Consider the following 23,438-nt stretch of genomic DNA (forward strand, 5'->3'; position numbering starts at 1 on the left):
CTCAACTGTCGACACGCGCCAACAAGGCGACGACGGTGGCCGCGATGCCTTCCTTGCGGCCCAAGTAGCCCAGGCCCTCGTTGGTCTTGGCCTTGATGTTCACGTCGGCCTCGGCCAGGCCCGTGTCAGCGGCAATGTTCCGCACCATGGCCGGTGCGTGCGGGCCGATCTTGGGAGCCTGCGCGTGCAAAGTCGCATCGATGTTGACGGGCGCCCAGCCCGCTGCGCGCACACGCGCCATGGCTTCGCGCAGCAGCACGCGGCTGTCCGCGCCCTTGAAGGCCGGGTCCGTATCCGGGAAATGCCGGCCGATATCGCCAAGTCCGGCGGCGCCCAGCAGCGCGTCGGTGATGGCGTGCAACAGCACGTCCGCATCGGAATGGCCCAGCAGGCCGTGCGTGTGCGGGATCGTCACGCCGCCGATGATCAGCGGCCGGCCGGCCACCAGGGCGTGCACGTCAAAGCCCTGCCCGACGCGAAAAGGAATGCTCATAGCCATTTTTCCATCAGTTCAAAATCGTCCGGCCAGGTCACCTTGAAGTTGCGCAGGGCACCGGGGACCAGCAACGGCGCATAGCCGGCGGCCTCCAGGGCCGAGGCCTCGTCGGTGACCGTGACGCCATTCACAGAGGCCGCCGTGAGCGCATCGCGCAGCACGCCGGCCCGAAACATTTGGGGGGTCTGCGCCAGCCACAGCCCATTGCGATCCAGCGTGCGTTCGACCCGGTCGCGACCGCCCTTGACGGTGTCGGCCACCGGTAACGCCAGCAAGCCGCCCACGGGGTCCGCCAGGCAGGCGTCGATCAGGCGGCGCAAGGCGGCCTGGGGTAACCCGGGCCGCGCCGCATCGTGCACCAGCACCCACGTGTCGTCGGCCACGCCGCTTTCGGCCAAGGCGCCTGCCACGGTGTCGGCTCGGGTGGCCCCCCCGCAGGCCCGCCAGACCGTGCGAGGCAGGCCAGCCAGCGCCGCGTCGACCCAGCCGTCGCCGGGCGTCACGGCCACGCGCACCTGCGATACGCGCTCATCGGCCAGCAGCGCACTCACCGCATGGCGCAACATGGGCTGTCCGGCCAATGGACGGTATTGCTTGGGAACGGGTTCGACGCCGGGCTGGCTGGCGCGGGCGCCAACGCCCGCTGCGGGAACGATCGCAATGATTGAGTCAGACATGGTGCGGTGATTTTATAATCTTCCGCTTGATGCCTGCTTCCACCCTGATGCCCACCGCCACTTCCCCCGTCACCGCCGCGCCGCCCGTCCCCGCGACCGCCCCTACTTTGTCCGCGCTGAAACCCGGCGCGCGCTATGCGCAGCCCCGGCCGCCCGGCTCCGGCGACGCCTGGTTGCTGGCGGATCTGGCCCGGCAGGCGCAGGCGCCGTTAGTCATCCTGACGGCCGAACCGGTAGAGGCCCAGCGGCTGGCCGAAGAAATCCAGCTGTTTGCCCCTGACCTGCGCGTGCGCCAGCTGCCCGACTGGGAAACGCTGCCCTACGACGCCTTTTCGCCCCACCAGGACTTGATTTCGCAGCGCTTGCATACCCTGCATTCGCTGATGATGAAGACGGTGGACGTGCTGACCGTGCCGATCACCACGGCGCTGTATCGGCTGGCCCCGCCCTCGTTTCTGGCGGCCTACACGTTTTCGTTCAAGCAGAAAGACAAGCTGAACGAAGCCGCCTTGCGCGCGCAGCTGACGCTGGCCAACTACAACCACGTCACCCAGGTCACGGCACCGGGCGAATTCTGCCTGCGTGGCGGGCTGATCGACCTGTTCCCGATGGGGTCGGTCGTGCCCTACCGGCTGGACCTGTTCGATGACGAAATCGAAACCATCCGCAGCTTCGACGTGGACACGCAGCGCAGCCTGTACCCCGTGCGGGAAGTGCAGCTGCTGCCCGGGCGCGAATTCCCGATGGACGAAGACTCGCGAACCCGCTTTCGCGCGCGCTTCCGTGAAGTGTTCGAAGGCGACCCGTCGCGCGCCCTGCCCTACAAGGACATCGGCAACGGCATCCCGTTCGCCGGCGTCGAATACTACCTGCCGCTGTTCTTCGAAGAAACCGCCACGCTGTTCGACTACCTGACCACGGGCACGGTCACCGTGACCGTCGGCGATATCGATGACGCCATCCAGCGCTTCAACCAGGACACGTCCAGCCGCTACGGCTTCTTGAAAAGCGATCGCGAGCGCCCCGTCCTGCCGCCTTCGGCCCTGTTCCTGGATAGCGAAACGCTGTACACGCGCTTGAAGGAATTCCGCCGCCTGTCGTTGACCGCGGGTGACCCGCACCCGGACTTTCGCGCCGTGCCCGATGTCAGCGTGGCGCGCCGTTCCGACGACCCCATCGCCAAACTTCGTGCCCTGGTGCAAACGCGTCAGACCCGGGTGCTGCTGTGCGCGGACTCCGCCGGTCGGCGCGAGACGCTGGTGCAGATGCTGAACGAGTTCGGCGTCACGCCCGATGCGCAGCCCGACACCATCGAAGCCTTTCTGGCGTCCGACGCCAACTTCGGCATCGTGGCCGCGCCGCTGGCCACGGGTTTTGGCCTGCCCCAGGCCAATCTGGCCTTCCTGACCGAAAACGACCTGTACCCGGGCCACGCGGGCACCGGGCGCCGAGGCAAGCGCGACCAGGAACGGGCCAGCAACGTCGAAGCCATGGTGCGCGACCTGTCCGAACTGCGCGCCGGCGACCCCGTCGTCCACGCCCAGCACGGCATCGGCCGCTATCACGGCCTGGTCAACATGGACATGGGCGAAGGCGAGATGGAATTCCTGCATCTTGAATACGCCAACGGCAGCACGCTGTACGTGCCCGTATCGCAGTTGCACGTGATCGCCCGCTACAGCGGTGCGGACCCCGATGCCGCGCCGTTGCACCAGCTGGGTTCGGGCCAGTGGGACAAGGCCCGCCGCAAGGCCGCCAAGCAGGTGCGCGACACGGCCGCCGAGCTGCTGGCGCTGTATGCGCAGCGCGCCGCGCGCGAGGGCTTTGCGTTCAACTTGCCGCTGAACGACTATCAGGCCTTCGCCGAAGGCTTCGGCTTTGAAGAAACCGTGGACCAGGCCGCCGCCATCGAAGCCGTGATTGCCGACATGACCTCCGGCCGCCCGATGGACCGGCTGGTGTGCGGCGACGTCGGTTTCGGCAAAACGGAAGTTGCCTTGCGCGCCGCCTTCCTGGCCGTGGCCAACGGCAAGCAGGTCGCCCTGCTCTGCCCGACCACGCTCCTGGCCGAACAGCACGCGCAGACGTTTTCCGACCGCTTCGCCGATTGGCCGGTGCGCGTCGTCGAGCTGTCGCGTTTCCGTTCCGCCAAGGAAGTGGCGGCCGCCGTCGAAGGCATCAACGACGGCCGCGTCGACATCGTGATCGGCACGCACAAGATCCTGTCCAAGGACGTCAAGTTCAAACGCCTGGGCCTGGTCATCATCGACGAAGAACACCGTTTTGGCGTGCGCCAGAAAGAAGCGCTGAAGGCGCTGCGGGCCGAAGTCGACGTGCTGACGCTGACCGCCACGCCGATTCCGCGCACGCTGGGCATGTCGCTGGAGGGCATCCGGGATTTCTCCGTAATCGCCACCGCGCCGCAAAAGCGCCTGGCCATCAAGACGTTCGTGCGCCGCGAAGACGGCAGCACGCTGCGCGAAGCGCTGCTGCGCGAGCTCAAGCGCGGCGGCCAGTGCTACTTCCTGCATAACGAAGTCGAGACCATCCACAACCGGCGCGCCCGGCTGGAAGAACTGGTGCCCGAAGCACGCATCGCGGTCGCGCACGGGCAGATGCCCGAGCGCGAGCTGGAACAGGTGATGAAGGGGTTCTATCAGCAGCGCTACAACGTGCTGCTGTGCACCACGATCATCGAAACAGGCATTGACGTGCCCAGCGCCAACACCATCGTCATCCACCGCGCCGACCGCTTCGGCTTGGCGCAGCTGCATCAGCTGCGTGGGCGCGTGGGCCGTTCGCACCATCAGGCGTATGCCTACCTGCTGACGCCGGGCGAAGACGCCATTACCAGCAATGCCAAGAAGCGCCTGGAGGCCATTCAGGCGATGGAAGAGCTGGGGTCCGGCTTCTACCTGGCCATGCACGACCTGGAAATCCGAGGCACCGGCGAAGTGCTGGGCGATTCGCAATCGGGCAACATCCAGGAAGTGGGCTTCTCGATGTACAACGAGATGCTCAACGAAGCCGTGAGGGCGCTGCGCGCGGGCGAAGAGCCCGACCTGGACGCGCCGTTCAACCTGGCTTGCGAAGTCAACCTGCACGCCCCGGCCCTGCTGCCTTCCGACTATTGCGCCGACGTGCATGCGCGCCTGGGCATCTACAAGCGCCTGGCCCACGCGGCCGATGAAGACGACCTGATCCACATCCAGGAAGAACTGATCGACCGCTTCGGCAAGCTGCCCGAAGCCGCACAGACGCTGCTGACGACGCATCGCCTGCGTCTGGCGGCGCAACCGCTGGGCATCGTCAAGATCGACGCCAGTGAAACGCAGGCGCTGATCCAGTTCGGCCCCAAGACCAGTGTGGACCCCGCGCGCATCATTGAACTGGTGCAGCGCCAACGCAACATCAAACTGGCAGGACAGGATAAATTGCGCGTTGAGATCAAAGCCGCGCAAATCCCCGCCCGTTCAGACGCCATTCGCGCCGTGTTGCGTGCCTTGAAGTAATTCCCCGGACCCTTCCTTTTTCTTATGACCACCCATCACTTAGTCGTCCAATCCCCCGGCCTGACCGTCGAACACGCGGAACAGCTGGCCGCTTTGGCCCAGGCCCAGGGCGTAGCGCGCATCAGCAACACCGCCGCGCGGCTGCTGGACGTGCAGCACGATGCGCTGACCCGCGCCGAAGTGGTGGCCTGGGCCGACCGCAACAGCGTTGACGTGGCCTTCGTGCCCGCCGGGCTGAAACTGTCGCAGTGCAAGGTGCTGGCGATGGACATGGATTCCACGCTGATCAATATCGAATGCATCGACGAGATCGCCGGCGTGGTCGGCGTCAAAGACAAGGTGTCGGAAATTACCGAAGCCGCCATGCGCGGCGAAATCAAGGACTTCGCGGAAAGCCTGCGCCGCCGCGTCGCGCTGCTCAAGGGCGTGCCGGCCGAAGCGCTGGAACAGGTCTATGTGGAAAAGCTGCGCCTGAACCCGGGCGCCGAACGCCTGGTTTCCACCGCGCAAGCCGCAGGCATCAAGGTGCTGCTGGTCTCGGGCGGCTTCACCTTCTTCACCGATCGCCTGCGCGAACGCTTGAACCTGGACAGCGCGCACGCCAACACGCTGGAAATCGACAACGGGGTGCTGACGGGCCACGTGCTGGGCGACATCCTGGACGCCCAGGCCAAGGCCGTCTACCTGCGCGAATTCGCGCGCACGCACGGCGCCACCCAAGACCAGATCATCGCCATCGGCGACGGCGCGAACGACCTGCTGATGCTGGGCGCCGCGGGCTTCCCGGTGGCCTATCACGCCAAGCCGGTCGTGCGCGAGCAGACGCGCTTTGCCTTAAATGTCACGGGGCTGGATGGGGTGTTGAACTGGTTTGAAAGCTGATCGCGCCTGAGATCGATCGCGCCGTAGATCAAGAAAAAAATAGCCACCTGCAAGGTGGCTATTTTTCATTCCCGCGTCGGGTTACCGCGTCTGATCAGTAGCGCATCTTCAGCGTCAGCAACGCCGCGCGCCCCGTACCCAGCGCCGCATAATGCGCCGCGTAGGCCTTGGTGTAGTACGTTTCGTCGAACAGGTTCAGCACGTTCAGTTGCGCCGAGTAGTGTTCGTTGAATTCGTAGGCCGCCATGGCGTCAAAGCGCCAGTACGACGGCACCCAGCGCGCCTTGGGCGTGCCGTCCGCGTTGCGGGTGGCATCCGAATTGCCGTAGACCTTGTCCACGTAATAGGCGCCGCCGCCCACCGTCAGCTTGGGCAGCACCTTGTAGGTGGTCCACAGGCTGAAGGCATTGCGCGGAGTGTTGGGCAGGTCCTGGCCGACGGCGCCGCTGTTGTAGGCCCCCTTGGTCATTTCGCTGTCCATGAAGGTATAGCCGCCGAACACGTTCCACTTGGGCGTGATGTTGCCCGAGAAGCCCAGTTCGATGCCGCGCACCTTGGCCTCGCCCACTTGCGCGACTTCGGTGGCCGACACGGCCACGCTGGTGTTCTTGCGGGTGTCGTGGAAAGCGGCTGCCGACAAGGTCAGGCGATCGTCGAAGACCTGCCACTTGGTGCCCACTTCCACGGTGCGGCTCTTTTCGGGTTCAAGCGACGAATTGCTGATCGACGTGGCATCGCTGATCGCGCCGGCCGCGATGGCCGAGGGCGTGGACGAGGTGCCGTAGGTGGCGTAGATGGTGCCGTTGGGCACCGGTTTGTACGCCAGGCCGACCTGATAGTTGAACAGGCTGTCGTCGCGGCTGGTGCTGTAGAACGCCGGGGTGCCGGCCGGGTCGTTGCGGCCGGCGGCGATGTTGCTGCCGCTGGTGCGGTAGTTGTCCCAGCGCGCGCCCAGGCTGGCTTGCCACTGCTCGTTGAACTTGATGGTGTCGAAGCCGTACAGGGCCAGCGTGTCGGTGTTGTAACGGGCGGGGTTGTTGTTGCGGTTCAGCTTGCCCGGATAGTTGGTGCCCGGGTCCGGGTCCCACAACGACGCGCACAAAGCGGGGTTGGCGTAGGTGTTGCGGCCGTTGGTGGTCGCGGTAACGCAGTTGCTGCCGCCGGCGGGCACGCCCGACTCGGTGTAGCCGTCTTTGTTCTGCTTGATGTTGCTGTATTCGAAGCCCAGGTCGAACGAATGCTTGAGGCTGCCGGTCTCGAATTCGCCGGTCAGGTCGGTCTGGTTGGCGAAGCTCTTGGTGACGTAGTAACCCGACTTCAAGGCGCGATACACCAGGCCATTGGGCACGTTAAGTTTGCTGTCGTCCGGGTTGGTGGCGGCGAAGTCCGTCGTGCCGCGGCCATAGCGGGTCACGTTGCGCAGTTGCAGCTTGTCGGAAAAGTCATGCTGGAAGTCCACGGTGGCCACGTCGTCGCGTGTCTTCATGAAGTCGCGCCCGGTCAGGCCGTAAAACGACTTGCGGCTGACTCCCATGGTCTCCGTCACCGGCTGCCCCGTCTTGGGGTCATACGGGATGGAGTAGTCCGGCATGCTGTCGTCTTGATAGTGGTAGTAGCTCAGCGTGATGCGCGTCGGCGTACCCACGCCCAGCATCAACGAGGGCGCCACGCCCCAACGTTCGAAATCCACGGCATTGTCGCGGCCGGCCACATCGCCCTTGTTGCCCATCACGTTCAAGCGAAACGCGGCCTTGTCGGCCAGGCGCCAGTTGCTGTCGATGGTGCCGCGATAGTTGTTGTCGGTGCCGATCTGCGCGGTGGCTTCGGTGAAGTCCGTTGCCTTGGGCGCCTTGCTGACCATGTTGATGCTGCCGCCCGCGCCGCCCCGGCCCGAATACACCGAGTCCGGGCCCTTGATGACTTCCACCTGTTCCAGGTTGAAGGTGTCGCGCACCTGCGTGCTGCTGTCGCGAATGCCGTCCAGGAACAGGCTGCCCGCCGAGTTCTGCCCCCGGATGATCGGCAAGTCGCCGCCCGGACGGCCGCCTTCGCCGGCGCCGAACGTAATGCCGGGTGAATTGCGCAGCACATCTTGCAGCGTCGATGCGGCCTGGTCCTGGATGACCTGCTTGGGCACCACCTGCACCGTGCGCGGCGTGTCGAGCAGCGGCGCGGTCATCTTGGGCGACGGCACGGTGCTGGTCTGGTACGAAGACCCTTCGCCCTCCACCCGAACCGGCGAAAGCTGCGTCACGCCGGAATCCGCGGACTGGGCGGCGGCGTAGGGGCTGATAAACAGGGCGGGCGCCGCAATGGCCGCGGCAAGCGAGGTAGCGAGCGTATTCAGCGAATACGAATCTTGGGGCTTCAAACCAGCTTCTCCAGAATGTGAATAGCAACGATTCTTATTTTTTTACCGGTTGCGATTTTGATCCTGGACGCTGAATGACACCTGAATGAAAGCCGGGTAGCGCACGAAAAGATGAAAAAACAACAGTGCGTCACATGGGGGGACACGGTCGGCGCCGCCCGCCATGGCCCCACCATGCGTCGCCACCCAAAGTGTGGTGCGTTTCAAGCGCCCAAAAGAAAAACGCCCCGCAGGGCGTTTTCAGGGCACTGGCGGGGCTTTTACACCCGCAGGCGAGGGTGGCGCTTGAATAGATAGCGGTACACGAAGCCCGGGTAGGCCAGTACCAGGTACAGGCTAAGGGTAATCGCGTAGAACTCCCACGTCTGGGCAAAACGATTGCCCAGCGTGGACTCGAAAGCGAAACCCAAGGCGCCAACCAGCGCGTAGAACACCAGCACTTCCACCAGGCGCATCCAGAACGGCTTGACCGTCACCGCCCCGCCCTGCTTGAAGGGCAAGACGGCGAACACGCGTTCCGTCAGGAACGGCAGGTTGGCGCTGACCAGCGCCAGCGCGATCAACAGCCATACCGCCAGCGTCTGGTTCACGGCCGGGGTCCGTTTACAGGCTGAGCGACGAACGAATCGCCTGCACGCACAGCGCCATCAGACCACCGGGCAACAGGCCCAACAGCAGCATCATGGCGCCGTTGATGGACAGCAGACCGCGCTGGCCAACCGTGGCGACGATCGGGGCAACATCAGCCACCGGCTCGTCGAAGTACACGACCTTGACGACACGCAGGTAGTAGAACGCGCCGATCAGCGAGAACAGCACCGCCACCACGGCCAGCGTCACGTGGCCGGCGCTGATCAGCGCTTGCAACACGGCCAGCTTGGCGTAGAAGCCCACCAGCGGCGGAATGCCGGCCAGCGAGAACATCAGCAGCAGCACGATGAAAGCATGCCACGGGCTGCGGCGGTTCAGGCCTTTCAGGTCGTCGATGTGCTCGCACTCGAAACCTTGGCGCGACAGCAGCAGCACGATGCCGAAGCTGGCCAGCGTGGTCAGGACGTAGGTCAGCATGTAGAACAGCGACGCGCCATAGGCGGCGGACGACAGTTCCGGCTTGCCCGCCACCGAACCCGACATCAGGCCCAGGAGCACGAAGCCCATGTGCGAAATGGTCGAGTAAGCCAGCATGCGCTTGAAGTTGGTTTGCACGATGGCGGTCAGGTTACCGATGGCCAGCGACAGCACCGCCAGGATCATCAGCATCGGCTGCCAGTCGGCGGCCAGCCCATGCAGGCCGTCCACCAGCAGGCGCAGCGTGATGGCAAAGGCGGCCAGCTTGGGCGCGCCGCCCAGGATCAGCGTGACGGCGGTCGGCGAACCTTGGTAGACGTCCGGCACCCACATGTGGAACGGCACGGCGCCCAGCTTGAAGGCCAGGCCCGACACCAGGAACACGATGCCGAACACCAGCGCCATCTTCTCGGCCTTGCCGGCGGCGATGACCTTGGACACTTCGGCCAGGTCCAGGTGACCCGTGGCGCCGTAGACCATCGACATGCCGTACAGCAGGAAGCCCGATGCCAGCGCGCCCAGCACGAAGTACTTCATGGCGGCTTCGGTGGCCACGACGTCGTCGCGGCGCAGTGCGATCAGCGCGTACAGCGCCAGCGACATTAGTTCCAGGCCCAGGTAGATGGAAATCAGGTTCCCGGAGGAAATCATGACCATCTGGCCCAGCAGCGCGAACAACGTCAGGACGTAGAGCTCGCCGCCCTTGAGCATGTCACGCACTTGGGCGTAGACACGACCGTACACCAGCGTGGCGCCCACGGCGATGTAGGAGGCGATCTTCAGCAGGTGCGACAGTTCGTCGGTGACGTACAGGCCGTTGAAGGTTGCGCCCGTCACGCCGTTCTTCCATTGCACGGCCGACACAACGGTCAGCGCGCCCAATACCAGCATGGTCAGCAGGAACGTCGGCTTGCGCTCGGGGTGATTGCTGACCGCGTCGACGAGCAGGATAGCCAGGCCGGAAACCAGCAGAAGGATTTCCGGCGCCGCCAGGGCGAAATCGATTTGGGATTGCATCATTGTCTTGTCTTACAGTTTCGAGACGGCAACGTGTTGCAGCAGGGCCTCGACCGACACGTGCATGACGTCGGTAAAGGGCTTGGGATAGATCCCCATGTACAACACGGCGATCGCCATCACGCCAAGAATCACAAATTCGCGGCGGTTGATATCGGTCAGCTCGCGGACGTGGTCATTGGCGATGTCGCCCAGGACCACACGCTTGACCATCCACAGCGAATACGAAGCACCCAGGATCAGGGCGGTAGCCGCCAACAGGCCGATCCAGAAGTTGTGCTCGACGGCGCCCATGATCACCATGAACTCGCCGACGAAACCGCTGGTGGCCGGCAGGCCGCTGTTGGCCATCGAGAACAGGATGAAGAACGTCGCGAAGCGCGGCATCACGTTGACCACGCCGCCGTAATCGGCGATGCGGCGCGAGTGCATGCGGTCATAGAGCACGCCGATACACATGAACATGGCGCCCGACACGAAGCCGTGGGAAATCATCTGCACGATGGCGCCTTCGACGCCGGCCGTGTTGAAGATGAAGAAGCCCAGCGTCACGAAACCCATGTGGGCGACGGACGAATAAGCCACCAGCTTCTTCATGTCTTCCTGGATGATCGCGACCAGGCCGATGTAGATCACCGCGATGAGCGACAGCGTGATCATCAAGCCCGCCAGGCTGTGCGAGGCGTCAGGCGTGATCGGCAGCGAGAAGCGCAGGAAGCCATAGGCGCCCAGCTTCAGCATGATCGCGGCCAGCACGATGGAGCCGCCCGTGGGCGCTTCCACGTGAGCGTCCGGCAACCACGTGTGCACCGGCCACATCGGCACCTTCACCGCGAACGCCGCCAGCAGCGCCACGAAGATCAGGATCTGCGGGGTCTGGCCAAGCTTGACCTGGTGCCAGGTCAGGATGTCGAACGAACCGCCCGATGCGTGCCACAGGTAGATGAACGCGATCAGGGTCAGCAGCGAACCCATCAGCGTGTACAGGAAGAACTTGAACGCCGCATACACGCGGTTCGGTCCGCCCCAGACGCCGATGATGATGTACATCGGGATCAGCGTGGCTTCGAAGAACACGTAGAACAGCATGCCGTCCAGCGCGGCGAACACGCCCACCATCAGACCCGACAGGATCAGGAAGGCGGCCATGTACTGCGACACGCGGCTGGTGATGACTTCCCAGCCGGCCAGCACCACGATGATGGTGATGAACGCGGTCAGGAGGACAAACCACAACGAAATGCCGTCGATGCCCAGGTGGTAATTGACGTTGAAAGCTTCGATCCACGAGGCCTTTTCCACGAACTGCATGGCGGCCGTGGTGTTGTCAAAACCGGTGTAGAGCGGAATCGTGACGAGGAAGCCGGCAAAGGCGCCGACCAGCGACAGGCCGCGCGTCAGACCGGGACGGTCGTCACGGCCCACCGCCAGCACCAGCAGGCCGAATACGATCGGGACAAAGATCGCAAGCGTGAGCCAGGGGAAAGTGTTGGATGCCATCTCGCTTGCCATCATTGGGGAATCAGCACAAAGAAAGTCACCAGCGCCATGATGCCGATGATCATCGCGAACGCGTAGTGATAGATGAAGCCGGATTGCAGGTGGCGGCTGACCGCTGCCACCCAACCCACGACGCGGGCGCTACCGTTGACCAGCAGGCCATCGATGATGCCGCGGTCGCCGGTATTCCACAGGCCACGGCCCAGGGCGCGCAGGCCGCGAGCGATGATCTGCTCGTTGACCCAATCCACGTAGTACTTGTTTTCAAGCACCTTGTTGACGCCGGACAGGCTGGACTTGATCGCGGCCGGAACCTTGGGATTGATCAGGTAGCAGTACCAGGCAATGACGAAACCGGCAACGACCAGCCAGAACGGCAGCGTCTGGAAAGCATGCAGGCCATAGGCGACCCAGCCGTGCCATTCTTCTTGCAGTTCGTGCATGGCCGGATGCTGCGGCAGCACCGTGATCACGCCGTTGAAGAACTTGCCGAACAGCATCGGATCAACCGCCCAGGCGCCAACCAGCACCGACGGAATCGCCAGCAGGATCAGCGGCAGCGTCACCACCCAGGGCGACTCATGCGGCTTGCCGCCATGATGGCCGTGGCCGTGGCCGTGGTCATCGTGACCGTGACCGTGGTCGTCATGGGCATGGTCGTTGTGGCCATGGCCGTGACCGTGGCCGGTGGTGTCAAAGCGTTCTTTGCCGTGGAAGACCAGGAAGTACACGCGGAACGAGTACAGCGACGTCACGAACACACCGATCAGCACGGCGTAGTACGCGAAGCTTGCGCCCCAGACGTTGGCGTGGCCGGCGGCTTCGATGATGTTCTCCTTCGAGTAGAAACCCGAGAAGAACGGCGTGCCGACCAGGGCCAGCGTGCCCAGCAGGAAGGTGATCCAGGTGATGGGCATGTACTTGCGCAGGCCGCCCATGTTGCGGATGTCCTGGTCGTGGTGCATGCCGATGATGACCGAACCGGCGCCCAGGAACAGCAGTGCCTTGAAGAACGCGTGGGTCATCAGGTGGAAAATGGCCACCGAGTAGGCCGAGGCGCCCAGCGCGACGGTCATGTAGCCCAGCTGCGACAGCGTGGAATACGCAACGACGCGCTTGATGTCCGTCTGGATGATGCCCAGGATGCCCAGGAACAGCGCGCCGATCGCGCCGATCACGATGATGAACGACAGCGCCACGTCCGACAGCTCGAACAGGGGCGAGAAGCGCGCCACCATGAAGATACCGGCCGTCACCATGGTGGCGGCGTGGATCAGCGCGGAGATCGGGGTCGGGCCTTCCATCGAGTCGGGCAGCCAGGCGTGCAGCGGAACCTGGGCCGATTTGCCCATGGCGCCGATGAACAGGCAGATACACGCCACCGTCAGCAGCATCCAGTCAGAACCCGGCAGGGTCATCGTGGCCAGCTTGTCGGCTTGGGCGAAGACGTCGCCGTAGTGCATCGTGCCGGCGTACGCGAACAACAGGCCGATACCCAGCACGAAGCCGAAGTCGCCGACGCGGTTGATCAGGAATGCCTTCATGTTGGCGAAGATGGCCGTCGGGCGGGTGTACCAGAAACCGATCAGCAGGTACGACACCAGGCCCACCGCTTCCCAGCCGAAGAACAGCTGCACCATGTTGTTCGACATCACCAGCATCAGCATGGAGAACGTGAACAGCGAGATATACGAGAAGAAGCGCTGGTAGCCGGGATCATCGGCCATGTAGCCGATGGTGTAGATGTGCACCATCAGCGACACGGACGTGACCACGACCATCATCATGGCCGACAGCGGATCGATCAGGAAGCCGATTTCCAGCTTGGTCTGGCCGATCAGGCTCCAGGTGTAGACCGCGCCGTCAAAGCGCAGGCCGTTGAGCACGTCGCCCAACACCACCACCGAACCGATGGCGGAGATGAGTACGCCAAGAATGGTGATGACGTGGGACGCGCGGCGGCCGATGGGGCGGCCCAGGAAGCCGGTGCCGAAAAGGCCCGCGAGAATTGCTCCGGCCAGCGGTGCCAGCGCGATGAGCAAGTAGAGATTGGGTGAGCTAGACATTTTCTTCCAATACCCCGTCAGCCCTTCAGGCGATCGAGTTCGTCAACGTTGATCGTGTTCAGGTTGCGGAACAGCAGCACCAAAATGGCCAGGCCGATCGCCGCTTCAGCGGCGGCCACGGTCAGGATGAAGAACACGAACACCTGGCCGGCGGTATCGCCGAACCAGCTGGAGAACGCCACGAAGTTAATGTTGACGGCCAGGAGCACGAGCTCGATGGACATCAAGAGAATGATCAGGTTGCGGCGGTTCAGGAAGATGCCGAAGATCCCGATGGCGAACAGGATCGCCCCAAGGATCAGATAGTGGGCCAGCGTCAGCGTCATTGTTTTTCTCCTTCGGGCGCAGCGGCGGCGGCGGACGTTCCGTCACGCTTGGCCTGGGCACGCTCGCTTTGGGCGGGCATGTTGACCATGCGGAAGCGGTCCTTCGAACGGACGCGCACGGCGGCTACCGGGTCGTTGTACTTCACGTCGCGGCGGCGGCGCAGGGTCAGCGCAATCGCGGCGACCATACCCACCAGCAGCAGCGCGGCGCCCACTTCAATGGCGTAGACATACTGCGTGTACATGACTTCGCCAAGCGCGCGAGCGTTGTTGTAGTCGCCGGCAACCGGGGCTTGCGGACCCGAACCGTACCAGGTGGAACCCAGCACGAAGGACATTTCCAGCACCAGCACCAGACCGATCACCAGGCCCAGCGGCAGGTAGGTCTTCATGCCCTGGCGCATGGTGTCCATGCGGATGTCCAGCATCATCACGACGAACAGGAAGAGCACCATCACGGCGCCCACGTACACCAGGACCAGCAGCAACGCCAGGAACTCGGCGCCCAGCAGCATCCACAGCATGGCTGCGTTGGAGAATGCCAGGATCAGGTGAAGTACGGCGGTGACCGGGCTGCGCGCGGTGATCACGCGGAACGCCGCGATCACCAGCACGGCGGCCAGTATGTAGAAAAGGACAGTGGTAAAAGTCATGGATCAGACCCTGGGCTTCAACGGTAAGGAGCGTCGTCGGCCCGGCGGCGGGCGATGTCGGCTTCGTAGCGGTCGCCCACGGCGAGCAGCATGTCTTTGGTGAAATACAGGTCGCCGCGCTTTTCACCGTGGTATTCGTGGATATGGGTTTCCACGATCGAGTCCACGGGGCAGCTTTCCTCACAGAAGCCGCAGAAAATGCACTTGGTCAGATCGATGTCGTAACGCGTGGTGCGGCGGGTGCCGTCCTCGCGCTGGTCCGATTCGATGGTGATCGCCAAGGCCGGGCACACGGCTTCACACAGCTTGCACGCAATGCAGCGCTCTTCCCCGTTGGGGTAGCGGCGCAACGCGTGCAGGCCGCGGAATCGCGCCGACGTCGGCGTTTTTTCCTGCGGGTAACGCAAGGTGACCTTGCGCTTGAAAAAGTACTTGCCCGTCAGGCGCATGCCCTTGAGCAACTCGGTCAGCATCAGGCTGCCGAAGAAATCTTTGATCGCTTCCATATCCTGCCTCTGCCTGGCGGCTTAGCGCCAAATGTTCCAGGGCGTCTGCATCCAGATCGCCACCACGACCAGCCAAACGCCGGTCAGCGGGATGAAGATTTTCCAACCCAAACGCATGATCTGGTCATAGCGGTAGCGCGGGAACGAAGCGCGGAACCACACAAACAACGAGACCACAACGAACGTCTTCAGACCCAGCCAGATCCAACCCGGAATCCAGGTCAGCGGCGCGATGTCGATCGGGGACGCCCAGCCGCCCAGGAACATGATCGACGCCATGCACGACAGCAGGATCATGTTGGCGTATTCACCCAGGAAGAACAGGGCGAAGGCCATACCCGAGTACTCGACCATGTGGCCGGCCACGATTTCCGATTCGCCTTCGACGACGTCGAACGGGTGACGGTTGGTTTCAGCCACGATAGCCACGACGTAGATCACGAACAGCGGCAACAGCGGCAGCCAGTTCCAGGACATGAACGTCAGGCCCTTGTCGGCAAACCAGCCGCGGTTCTGGACGTTGACGATCTCGGACATGTTCAGGCTGCCCGACACCAGCAGCACCGTGACAAGCACGAAGCCGATGGCCAGTTCGTAGGACAGCATCTGTGCCGAAGCGCGCAGCGCGCCCAGGAAGGCGTACTTGGAGTTCGACGCCCAGCCCGCCACGATCACGCCATATACGCCGATCGACGTAATAGCCATGATGTACAGCAGGCCGGCGTTGACGTTGGCCAGCACGACATCGGGACCAAAAGGAATCACGGCCCAGGCAGCCAGCGCGGGCATCAGCGTGACCACGGGGGCCACGACGAACAGCACCTTGTTGGCTTCGCTGGGGACGATGACTTCCTTGGTCAGCAGCTTGAACACGTCGGCAAACGGCTGCAACAGCCCCCTGAACCCGACACGGTTCGGACCCACGCGCACATGCATGGCGCCAATCATCTTGCGTTCCCAGTACGTCAGGTACGCAACGCACAGAATGATCGGCACGGCGATGATCACAATCTTGATGAGGGTCCAGAGGACCATCCAAACCGTCGGGCCCAGCAATTCCTGCCCGTGGCTCTCAAGAACATTAAGCCATTCCATCAGGCACGCTCCACGCTGAGTTGACCGAATGCGCCACCCAGGGCTGCGGTGTTTTCAAAGGCTGCGGAAATGCGCACGGCGCGATCGGCCACGGCATCGTCCTGCACGGTTTCAAGTTCGACGGCGCCTTCAGCACCGGCCACGCGCACCTTGACCCCGGCCGTCAGGCCCAGGCTTGCGAGCGTGCGGCCGTTCATGGCGGCGGCGGGCTTGCGGGATGCGGGGGCTGCTTGCAGCGGCTCGGAGCGGCGGACCATGGCGTCGGTGCGATAGATCGGCACATCGGCGACGCGTTCCAGACCGGTCAGCGCCTGACCCAGGCCCAACGGCGCCTTGACGTCGTTGGACAAGCGGCCTTCGATGCCGCCGGCCAGCGCGGCATCGCGCACCGATTCCGACGTTTCATCGTCAAAGCCGGCCAGATGCAGCACGTTGCCCAGCACGCGCAGAACCTTCCAGCCCGGACGCGTCTGACCCATCGGTGCAACCGTGCCCTTGAAGCTTTGGGCCAGGCCTTGCGCGTTGACGAAGGTGCCCGACGTTTCGGTGAACGGCGACACCGGCAACATGACGTCGGCCCACTCGGCGGCTGCCGAACGGTACGGCGTCAAGGCCACGGCGAACTGCGCGCCGCGCAGCGCGGCGATGGCTTGCTGGCCGTTATCGGCGTCCAGCAGCGGTTCGGCGTGCAACACGATGTAGGCCTTGAGCGGCTCGGCCAGCATGGCAGCGGCGGTCTTGCCGCCCTTGCCCGGCACGGCGCCGGCCAGGTAACCGCCGACGGTGTTGCCGCCGGAAGTCAGGAAGCCGAACTTGCCACCGGCCAGGTTTGCCACGGCGCGGCCGTTGGCGGCCAACGTCGTCGCTTGCGCACTGGCCACGGCCATGTTGCCCAGCAGCACGGCGGTGTTGGCGCCGGAAGCCAGGCTGGCGGCGATGAGCTTGGCGTTTTCGCCCGGGGTGACCGAGGCGAATTCGGCCGGCACGGCCTGTTCCTTGGCTTGCGCCAGGGCGACGGCCACTTCGGCCAGCGCGCGCGGCAGCTCGGACGGCGTCACGGTGATGCGGGCAGCGACGGGCATCAGGGGATCGTCAGCGGCGCTGTCGACCATCAGGATCTGCGTGCCGCGCTTGGCGGCCTGGCGCAGGCGTTGCGCCATCAGCGGGTGATCCTTGCGCAGGAACGAGCCGACGACCAGGACGCGGTCCAGGTTGTCGAGTTCAGCGATGGGCATGCCCAGCCACGGCGCACCGGTCAACGCGGCGTCAAAGGCCGGGTCGGTCTGGCGCAGGCGGAAGTCGATGTTCTCGGAACCCAGCGCGCGGACCAGGCGGCCCAGCAACGCATATTCTTCCGTGGTGGCGTATTCGGACGCCAACGCACCGATCTGGCCGGCGCCAAAGCTGTCGCGAACGCGCGACAGGCCTTGGGCCACGGCTTGCAGCGCGTCAGCCCACGAGGCTTCCTGCCACTTGCCGTCGGTGCCCTTGATCATCGGGGCGGTCAGGCGGTCGTCGCTGTTCAGGCCTTCGTACGAGAAGCGGTCGCGGTCGCTGATCCAGCATTCGTTGACGGCGTCGTCTTCGAAAGGAACCACGCGCATGACGCGGTCGCCCTTGACCTGAACCACCAGGTTGGCGCCCAGGCTGTCGTGCGGGCTGACCGAACGGCGGCGGGCCAGTTCCCAGGTGCGGGCGCTGTAGCGGAAAGGCTTGGAGGTCAGCGCGCCCACCGGACAGATGTCGATCATGTTGCCCGAGAGCTCGGACTCGATCGAGCGGCCGACGAACGTCGTGATCTCGGAGTGTTCGCCACGGCCCAGCATGCCCAATTCCATGACGCCGGCGATTTCCTGGCCGAAGCGCACGCAGCGGGTGCAGTGGATGCAGCGCGTCATTTCCTCGGCGGAAACCAGCGGACCCAGGTCCTTGTGGAACACGACGCGCTTTTCCTCTTGGTAACGCGAGGACGAGCCACCGTAGCCCACGGCCAGATCCTGCAACTGGCATTCGCCGCCCTGATCGCAGATCGGGCAGTCGAGGGGGTGATTGATAAGCAAGAATTCCATCACCGACTTCTGAGCGGCGCGAGCCTTTTCAGAGCAGGTGTGGACGACCATGCCGTTAGTCACGGGCGTGGCGCAGGCGGGCAGCGCCTTGGGCGCTTTTTCCACTTCAACCAGGCACATCCGGCAGTTGGCCGCGATGGACAGTTTCTTGTGGTAGCAGAAATGCGGCACGTAAAGCCCGACTTTCTGAGCGGCATGCATGACCATGCTGCCTTCGGGCACTTCGACCTGATTGCCGTCGACGGTTAGTTCAACCATTGCTGTTCCTGAGACCTACAGATATTGCGGGACCACACAAGACTTATGCTCGATGTGGTGCGCGAATTCGTCGCGAAAATGCTTGAGGAAGCCACGGACGGGCATGGCGGCGGCGTCACCCAGGGCGCAGATGGTGCGGCCCATGATGTTGCCTGCCACGTTGTCCAGCAAGTCCAGATCTTCCGGACGGCCGTGACCGTTTTCGATGCGATGCACCATGCGGTAGAGCCAGCCGGTGCCTTCGCGGCACGGCGTGCACTGGCCGCAGCTTTCCTCGAAATAGAAGTACGACAGACGCAGCAGTGACTTCACCATGCAACGCGTTTCGTCCATGACGATCACAGCGCCGGAGCCCAGCATCGAGCCGGCCTTGGCGATGGAGTCATAGTCCATCGTGCATTCCATGATGATGTCGGCCGGCAGCACCGGGGCGCTGGATCCGCCAGGGATCACCGCCTTCAGTTTCTTGCCGCCGCGCATGCCGCCCGCCAGTTCCAGCAGCGTCGAGAACGGCGTGCCCAGCGGGATCTCGTAGTTGCCGGGGCGTTCGACGTCGCCGGTGATCGAGAACAGCTTGGTGCCGCCGTTGTTCGGCTTGCCGACTTCCAGGTAGGCCTGGCCGCTGTTACGGATGATCCACGGCACCGCCGCGAACGTTTCCGTGTTGTTGATCGTGGTGGGCTTGCCGTACAGGCCGAAGCTGGCCGGAAACGGTGGCTTGAAGCGCGGTTGGCCCTTCTTGCCTTCCAGCGATTCCAGCAGCGCGGTTTCTTCGCCACAGATGTAGGCGCCGTAGCCGTGGAACGCGTGCAGCTGGAAGCTGTAGTCCGAACCCAGGATCTTGTCGCCCAGGAAGCCGGCGGCGCGCGCCTCTTCCAGCGCTTCCTCGAAGCGTTCGTACACTTCGAAGATTTCGCCGTGGATGTAGTTGTAGCCGACGCTGATGCCCATGGCGTAGGCCGCGATCGCCATGCCTTCAATCACGATGTGCGGATTGAAGCGCAGGATGTCGCGGTCCTTGAACGTGCCCGGCTCGCCTTCGTCCGAGTTGCAGACGAGGTACTTCTGGCCGGGGAACGCGCGCGGCATGAAGCTCCACTTCAGGCCGGTCGGGAAACCCGCGCCGCCACGGCCGCGCAAACCCGATGCCTTGACTTCGGCGATCACGTCTTCCGGCTTCATGCCGGTGGTCAGGATCTTCTTCAGGGCTTCGTAGCCGCCGCGCTTGACGTAGTCTTCCAGGCGCCAGTTGGCGCCGTCGACGTCGGCCATGATCTGCGGCTTGATGTGCCGGCCATGCAGGCACATCGAATTGGACAGGTCGTTCAGCGGATTGGGATCAAGCCCTTGCGCGAACTGCTTGTACAGGTCGGGCGCGTTCATGCCGACTCTCCTTGGACCTTGAGGGCCGCGACCAGCGCGTCCAGCTTCTCGTCCGTCATGCGCACGCACATATGCTTGTTGTTCACGATCAGCACGGGGGAATCGCCGCAGGCGCCCATGCATTCGCCTTCAACCAGCGTGAACTGGCCGTCGGCGGTGGTTTGACGGTAGTCGACACCCAGCTTGCGCTTGAGGTATTCGCCCGCACGGTCGCCATCGCGCAAGGCACAGGGCAGGTTCGTGCAGACGGCGATCTTGTTCTTGCCGACGGGCTTGACGTCGAACATGTTGTAGAACGTGGCGACTTCCTGCACCGCGATGGGCGGGACGCCAATGTAATTGGCCACATCTTCAATGGTTTCGGTAGCCAACCAGCCCTTCTCTTCTTGCGCGATGGCAAGCGAGGCCATGATGGCGGACTGCCGCTGGTCGGCCGGGAACTTCGCGAGTTCTCGGTCGATTTTCTGGTAGGCCTGTTCGGAAAGCAGCATAGTTTGAATCCGGGTTATGCGGGCGTGCTCGTGACTGTCTGGGCGGATCAGCGATCGATCTCGCCGAAAACGATGTCCTGCGTACCAATGATGGTGACGGCGTCGGCGATCATGTGACCGCGCGACATTTCATCCAACGATTGCAGGTGGACAAAGCCGGGGGCCCGAATCTTCAGGCGGTAAGGCTTGTTGGCGCCGTCCGACACCAGATAGATGCCGAACTCGCCCTTGGGGTGCTCCACCGAGGCATACGCCTCGCCCGGGGGCACGTGGAAACCTTCGGTGAAGAGCTTGAAGTGGTGAATCAGCTCTTCCATGTTGGTCTTCATGGCGGTGCGCTTGGGCGGGGCGATCTTGTGATTCTCGATCATGACCGGGCCCGGATTGTTGCGCAGCCATTCCACGCACTGGCGGATGATGCGGTTACTTTCACGCATTTCAGCGATGCGGACCAGATAGCGGTCGTAGCAGTCGCCGTTGACACCCACGGGGATGTCGAAATCGAGCAGGTCATAGACTTCGTAGGGCTGCGTCTTGCGCAAGTCCCAGGCGACGCCGGAGCCGCGCAGCATCGGGCCGGTAAAGCCCAGCGCCTTGGCGCGATCGGGGTCGACCACGCCGATGCCCACCAGGCGCTGCTTCCAGATGCGGTTGTCGGTCAGCAGCGTTTCGTACTCGTCGACGCAGGCCGGGAAGCGGTTGGTGAAGTCTTCGATGAAGTCCAGCAGCGAGCCGGAACGCGCGTCATTCATGATGCGCATTTCTTTGTCGCCACGGTATTTGCTGGTGTCGCCGTACTGCGGCATCGTGTCCGGCAAATCGCGGTAGACGCCGCCCGGACGATAGTAGGCCGCGTGCATGCGGGCGCCCGAGACCGCTTCGTAGCAGTCCATCAGGTCTTCGCGTTCACGGAAGGCGTACAGGAACACGGCCATCGCGCCCACGTCCAACGCGTGCGAACCCAGGGACATCAGGTGGTTCAGCAGGCGCGTGATTTCGTCGAACATCACACGGATGTACTGGGCGCGCAGCGGGGCTTCAACGCCCAGCAGCTTTTCGATGGCCATGACGTAGGCGTGCTCGTTGCACATCATGGACACGTAGTCCAGGCGGTCCATGTAGGGCAGCGCCTGGATGTAGGTCTTGTGCTCGGCCAGCTTTTCAGTGGCGCGATGCAGCAGGCCGATGTGCGGGTCGGCGCGCTGGATGACTTCGCCGTCCAGTTCAAGCACCAGGCGCAACACACCGTGCGCGGCCGGATGCTGAGGACCGAAGTTAAGCGTGTAGTTCTTGATTTCTGCCATGATTTAACGCCCCAAGCCGTAGGAGTCTTCGCGGACCACGCGCGGAGTGATCTCGCGCGGATCGATCGTGACCGGCTGGTAAATGACGCGCCGTTGTTCGGGGTCGTAACGCATTTCGACGGTGCCGGACAGCGGGAAGTCCTTGCGGAACGGATGGCCGATGAAGCCGTAATCGGTCAGGATGCGGCGCAGGTCGGGGTGACCTTCGAAGACGATGCCGTACAGGTCGAACGCCTCGCGCTCGAACCAGCCCACGGCCGGCCAGCATTCCATCAGCGACGCCACGATTGGGAATTCGTCATCGGCGGCCCAGGTACGTACACGCAGGCGCCAATTGTGTTCGATCGACAGCAGGTGGATCACCACGGCGAAACGCGCGCGGTGCACCTTGGCGCTGGGTTCCTCGGGCAGCTGGCGCGTGCCGTTGCCCCAGGTCAGGTAGTCGACGCCACAGAGGTCGATACAGGTTTCAAAGCGCAGGCCGGCTTCGGTGCGCAGCTTGTTGCAGACCGGGAACCATTGCTGCGCGGGCACTTCGAGCGTGAGCTCGCCCAACGCCTCGGTCAGCGCAATATCGGCGCCGAGGGTGGTCTGCAAATTGTTTTTCAGGGTTTCGAGCCTGGTCATCATCTTGTACGCTTAGGTGAACCGATACGCTGGTATCGCAGGGCCGGCGGCAAGGACTGCCGCGGACGGGGCGAGAGATCAGCGCGCAATCGTGTTGGTCAGACGGATCTTGTTCTGCATTTGCAGCAAGCCGTAGACCAGCGCCTCGGCCGTGGGCGGGCAGCCCGGCACGTAGACGTCTACCGGTACGATGCGGTCGCAGCCACGAACCACCGAATACGAGTAGTGGTAGTAGCCGCCGCCATTGGCACAGGAGCCCATGGACACGACCCAACGCGGCTCGGGCATCTGGTCGTAGACCTTGCGCAGCGCCGGCGCCATCTTGTTGCACAGCGTGCCAGCAACGATCATCAGATCGGACTGACGCGGACTGGGACGGAAGATGATGCCGAATTGGTCCAGGTCATAACGGGCCGCGCCCGCGTGCATCATCTCAACCGCGCAACAGGCCAGACCGAAGGTCATGGGCCACATGGAGCCGGTCTTCGCCCAATTAAGGAACTTGTCGGCGCTGGTTGTGATGAACCCTTGCTTGAGAATGCCGTCTATAGCCATATTCGTCTCTGATAGCGTGCGGTGAAGAAAAACCCGTGGGGGTTTATTCCCAGTCCAGCGCGCCCTTTTTCCATTCGTAGATGAAGCCGACGGTCAACACGGCTAGGAAAACCATGACCGTCCAGAAACCGACGAGTCCGACTGTGCCTTGGGCGATGGCCCACGGGAACAGGAACGCGATTTCCAGGTCGAAAAGAATGAACAAAATCGCCACCAGGTAGTAGCGCACGTCAAACTTCATGCGGGCGTCTTCGAACGCTTCGAAGCCGCACTCATAGGGCGACAGCTTCTCAGCGTAGGGACGCCGCGGGCCAAGGAGGGAGCCGGCCGTTAGAAGCGCGAACCCGATAAGGGTGGCCACTACGATAAACAGCAGGACGGGAAAATACTGTTGCAGGTTCATTCAGGCGTCCGTCAAATGCGCAAACCTTAGGATTGTAGCATTCGCGTGGTTACTTCCGGCTGAACTCTGTAGCTTGAACAACGGGTGAAAGACTGCATTCCTCAAATGGAACAATCGCAGTTTTCGGACCAGAAGCGCAAGCATACAGGACTCAGCTGACAAGCTCCCGAGCGTCATAC

At 63.4% G+C, this 23,438-nt stretch carries 20 protein-coding genes; 2 read left to right on the forward strand and 18 right to left on the reverse strand.

The genetic code is table 11. The features are described 5' to 3' along the window. Position 1: 1 nt before the first annotated feature. Both ispF and ispD read right to left on the reverse strand, forming a co-directional pair. Positions 2 to 493, reverse strand: coding sequence for a 2-C-methyl-D-erythritol 2,4-cyclodiphosphate synthase (gene ispF / locus V6F88_RS16300; protein WP_332610726.1), 492 nt, complete (start codon positions 491 to 493; stop codon positions 2 to 4). Beyond that, positions 490 to 1,173, reverse strand: coding sequence for a 2-C-methyl-D-erythritol 4-phosphate cytidylyltransferase (gene ispD, locus V6F88_RS16305; RefSeq protein ID WP_104142975.1), 684 nt, complete (start codon positions 1,171 to 1,173; stop codon positions 490 to 492). Before ispD ends, ispF begins: the two co-directional genes overlap by 4 nt. 29 nt (positions 1,174 to 1,202) lie before the next feature. Here ispD and mfd point away from each other — a divergent pair, with 29 nt between their 5' ends. After that, entirely contained in the window at positions 1,203 to 4,685 is a 3,483-nt protein-coding gene (mfd, locus tag V6F88_RS16310) for a transcription-repair coupling factor (RefSeq protein ID WP_332610727.1), read from the forward strand. A 24-nt stretch (positions 4,686 to 4,709) separates the two neighbouring features. Next, entirely contained in the window at positions 4,710 to 5,567 is an 858-nt protein-coding gene (serB, locus tag V6F88_RS16315; RefSeq protein ID WP_332610728.1) for a phosphoserine phosphatase SerB, read from the forward strand. Between the two features lie 94 nt (positions 5,568 to 5,661). On the opposite strand, the gene V6F88_RS16320 is transcribed toward serB, so the two are convergent. The 16 genes from V6F88_RS16320 to V6F88_RS16395 all read right to left on the reverse strand — a co-directional run bounded on the left by V6F88_RS16320 (position 5,662) and on the right by V6F88_RS16395 (position 23,259). Continuing rightward, complete coding sequence (locus V6F88_RS16320) at positions 5,662 to 7,938, reverse strand: TonB-dependent receptor (RefSeq protein WP_332610729.1); 2,277 nt, start codon at positions 7,936 to 7,938, stop codon at positions 5,662 to 5,664. A 260-nt stretch (positions 7,939 to 8,198) separates the two neighbouring features. Next, positions 8,199 to 8,528 carry a DUF2818 family protein gene (locus V6F88_RS16325; protein ID WP_046802547.1) on the reverse strand — a complete coding sequence of 110 codons (330 nt, stop codon included), beginning with the start codon at positions 8,526 to 8,528 and terminating at the stop codon, positions 8,199 to 8,201. A 13-nt stretch (positions 8,529 to 8,541) separates the two neighbouring features. Continuing rightward, positions 8,542 to 10,026, reverse strand: coding sequence for an NADH-quinone oxidoreductase subunit NuoN (gene nuoN, locus V6F88_RS16330; protein ID WP_332610730.1), 1,485 nt, complete (start codon positions 10,024 to 10,026; stop codon positions 8,542 to 8,544). Positions 10,027 to 10,035: 9 nt separating this feature from the next. After that, the gene (locus V6F88_RS16335; protein WP_046802545.1) at positions 10,036 to 11,538 is read right to left on the reverse strand and encodes an NADH-quinone oxidoreductase subunit M; all 1,503 of its coding nucleotides are present in this window, start codon (positions 11,536 to 11,538) and stop codon (positions 10,036 to 10,038) included. Then, the gene (gene nuoL / locus V6F88_RS16340) at positions 11,535 to 13,589 is read right to left on the reverse strand and encodes an NADH-quinone oxidoreductase subunit L (protein WP_332610731.1); all 2,055 of its coding nucleotides are present in this window, start codon (positions 13,587 to 13,589) and stop codon (positions 11,535 to 11,537) included. Before nuoL ends, V6F88_RS16335 begins: the two co-directional genes overlap by 4 nt. A gap of 17 nt (positions 13,590 to 13,606) precedes the next feature. Then, complete coding sequence (nuoK, locus tag V6F88_RS16345) at positions 13,607 to 13,915, reverse strand: NADH-quinone oxidoreductase subunit NuoK (protein ID WP_332610732.1); 309 nt, start codon at positions 13,913 to 13,915, stop codon at positions 13,607 to 13,609. Next, entirely contained in the window at positions 13,912 to 14,568 is a 657-nt protein-coding gene (locus V6F88_RS16350) for an NADH-quinone oxidoreductase subunit J (RefSeq protein ID WP_120154225.1), read from the reverse strand. Before V6F88_RS16350 ends, nuoK begins: the two co-directional genes overlap by 4 nt. Before the next feature lie 17 nt (positions 14,569 to 14,585). Beyond that, on the reverse strand, positions 14,586 to 15,074 hold the full coding sequence (nuoI, locus tag V6F88_RS16355; protein WP_006217967.1) for an NADH-quinone oxidoreductase subunit NuoI: 489 nt from the start codon (positions 15,072 to 15,074) through the stop codon (positions 14,586 to 14,588). A 21-nt stretch (positions 15,075 to 15,095) separates the two neighbouring features. Further along, positions 15,096 to 16,169, reverse strand: a complete 1,074-nt coding sequence (gene nuoH / locus V6F88_RS16360) for an NADH-quinone oxidoreductase subunit NuoH (protein WP_332610734.1) — start codon at positions 16,167 to 16,169, stop codon at positions 15,096 to 15,098. Further along, a complete protein-coding gene (nuoG, locus tag V6F88_RS16365; RefSeq protein ID WP_332610735.1) occupies positions 16,169 to 18,496 on the reverse strand; it encodes an NADH-quinone oxidoreductase subunit NuoG in 2,328 nt (775 codons plus the stop codon). The genes nuoH and nuoG overlap by 1 nt, the downstream gene beginning before the upstream one ends. Before the next feature lie 15 nt (positions 18,497 to 18,511). Continuing rightward, positions 18,512 to 19,879, reverse strand: coding sequence for an NADH-quinone oxidoreductase subunit NuoF (gene nuoF / locus V6F88_RS16370; protein WP_046802540.1), 1,368 nt, complete (start codon positions 19,877 to 19,879; stop codon positions 18,512 to 18,514). Next, entirely contained in the window at positions 19,876 to 20,370 is a 495-nt protein-coding gene (gene nuoE / locus V6F88_RS16375) for an NADH-quinone oxidoreductase subunit NuoE (protein ID WP_006217963.1), read from the reverse strand. Before nuoE ends, nuoF begins: the two co-directional genes overlap by 4 nt. 47 nt (positions 20,371 to 20,417) lie before the next feature. Then, a complete protein-coding gene (locus tag V6F88_RS16380; protein ID WP_006217962.1) occupies positions 20,418 to 21,674 on the reverse strand; it encodes an NADH-quinone oxidoreductase subunit D in 1,257 nt (418 codons plus the stop codon). Between the two features lie 3 nt (positions 21,675 to 21,677). Then, positions 21,678 to 22,304: an NADH-quinone oxidoreductase subunit C gene (locus tag V6F88_RS16385; RefSeq protein ID WP_332610737.1), complete on the reverse strand. Its 627-nt coding sequence runs from the start codon at positions 22,302 to 22,304 to the stop codon at positions 21,678 to 21,680. Positions 22,305 to 22,379: 75 nt separating this feature from the next. Further along, the gene (locus V6F88_RS16390; RefSeq protein WP_006217960.1) at positions 22,380 to 22,856 is read right to left on the reverse strand and encodes a NuoB/complex I 20 kDa subunit family protein; all 477 of its coding nucleotides are present in this window, start codon (positions 22,854 to 22,856) and stop codon (positions 22,380 to 22,382) included. Positions 22,857 to 22,899: 43 nt separating this feature from the next. After that, complete coding sequence (locus V6F88_RS16395) at positions 22,900 to 23,259, reverse strand: NADH-quinone oxidoreductase subunit A (protein WP_006217959.1); 360 nt, start codon at positions 23,257 to 23,259, stop codon at positions 22,900 to 22,902. Positions 23,260 to 23,438: the final 179 nt, after the last annotated feature.

Origin of the sequence: Achromobacter sp. ESBL13, assembly GCF_036668755.1 — a bacterium.
In the GTDB taxonomy this organism is placed as follows: Bacteria; Pseudomonadota; Gammaproteobacteria; order Burkholderiales; family Burkholderiaceae_B; genus Achromobacter.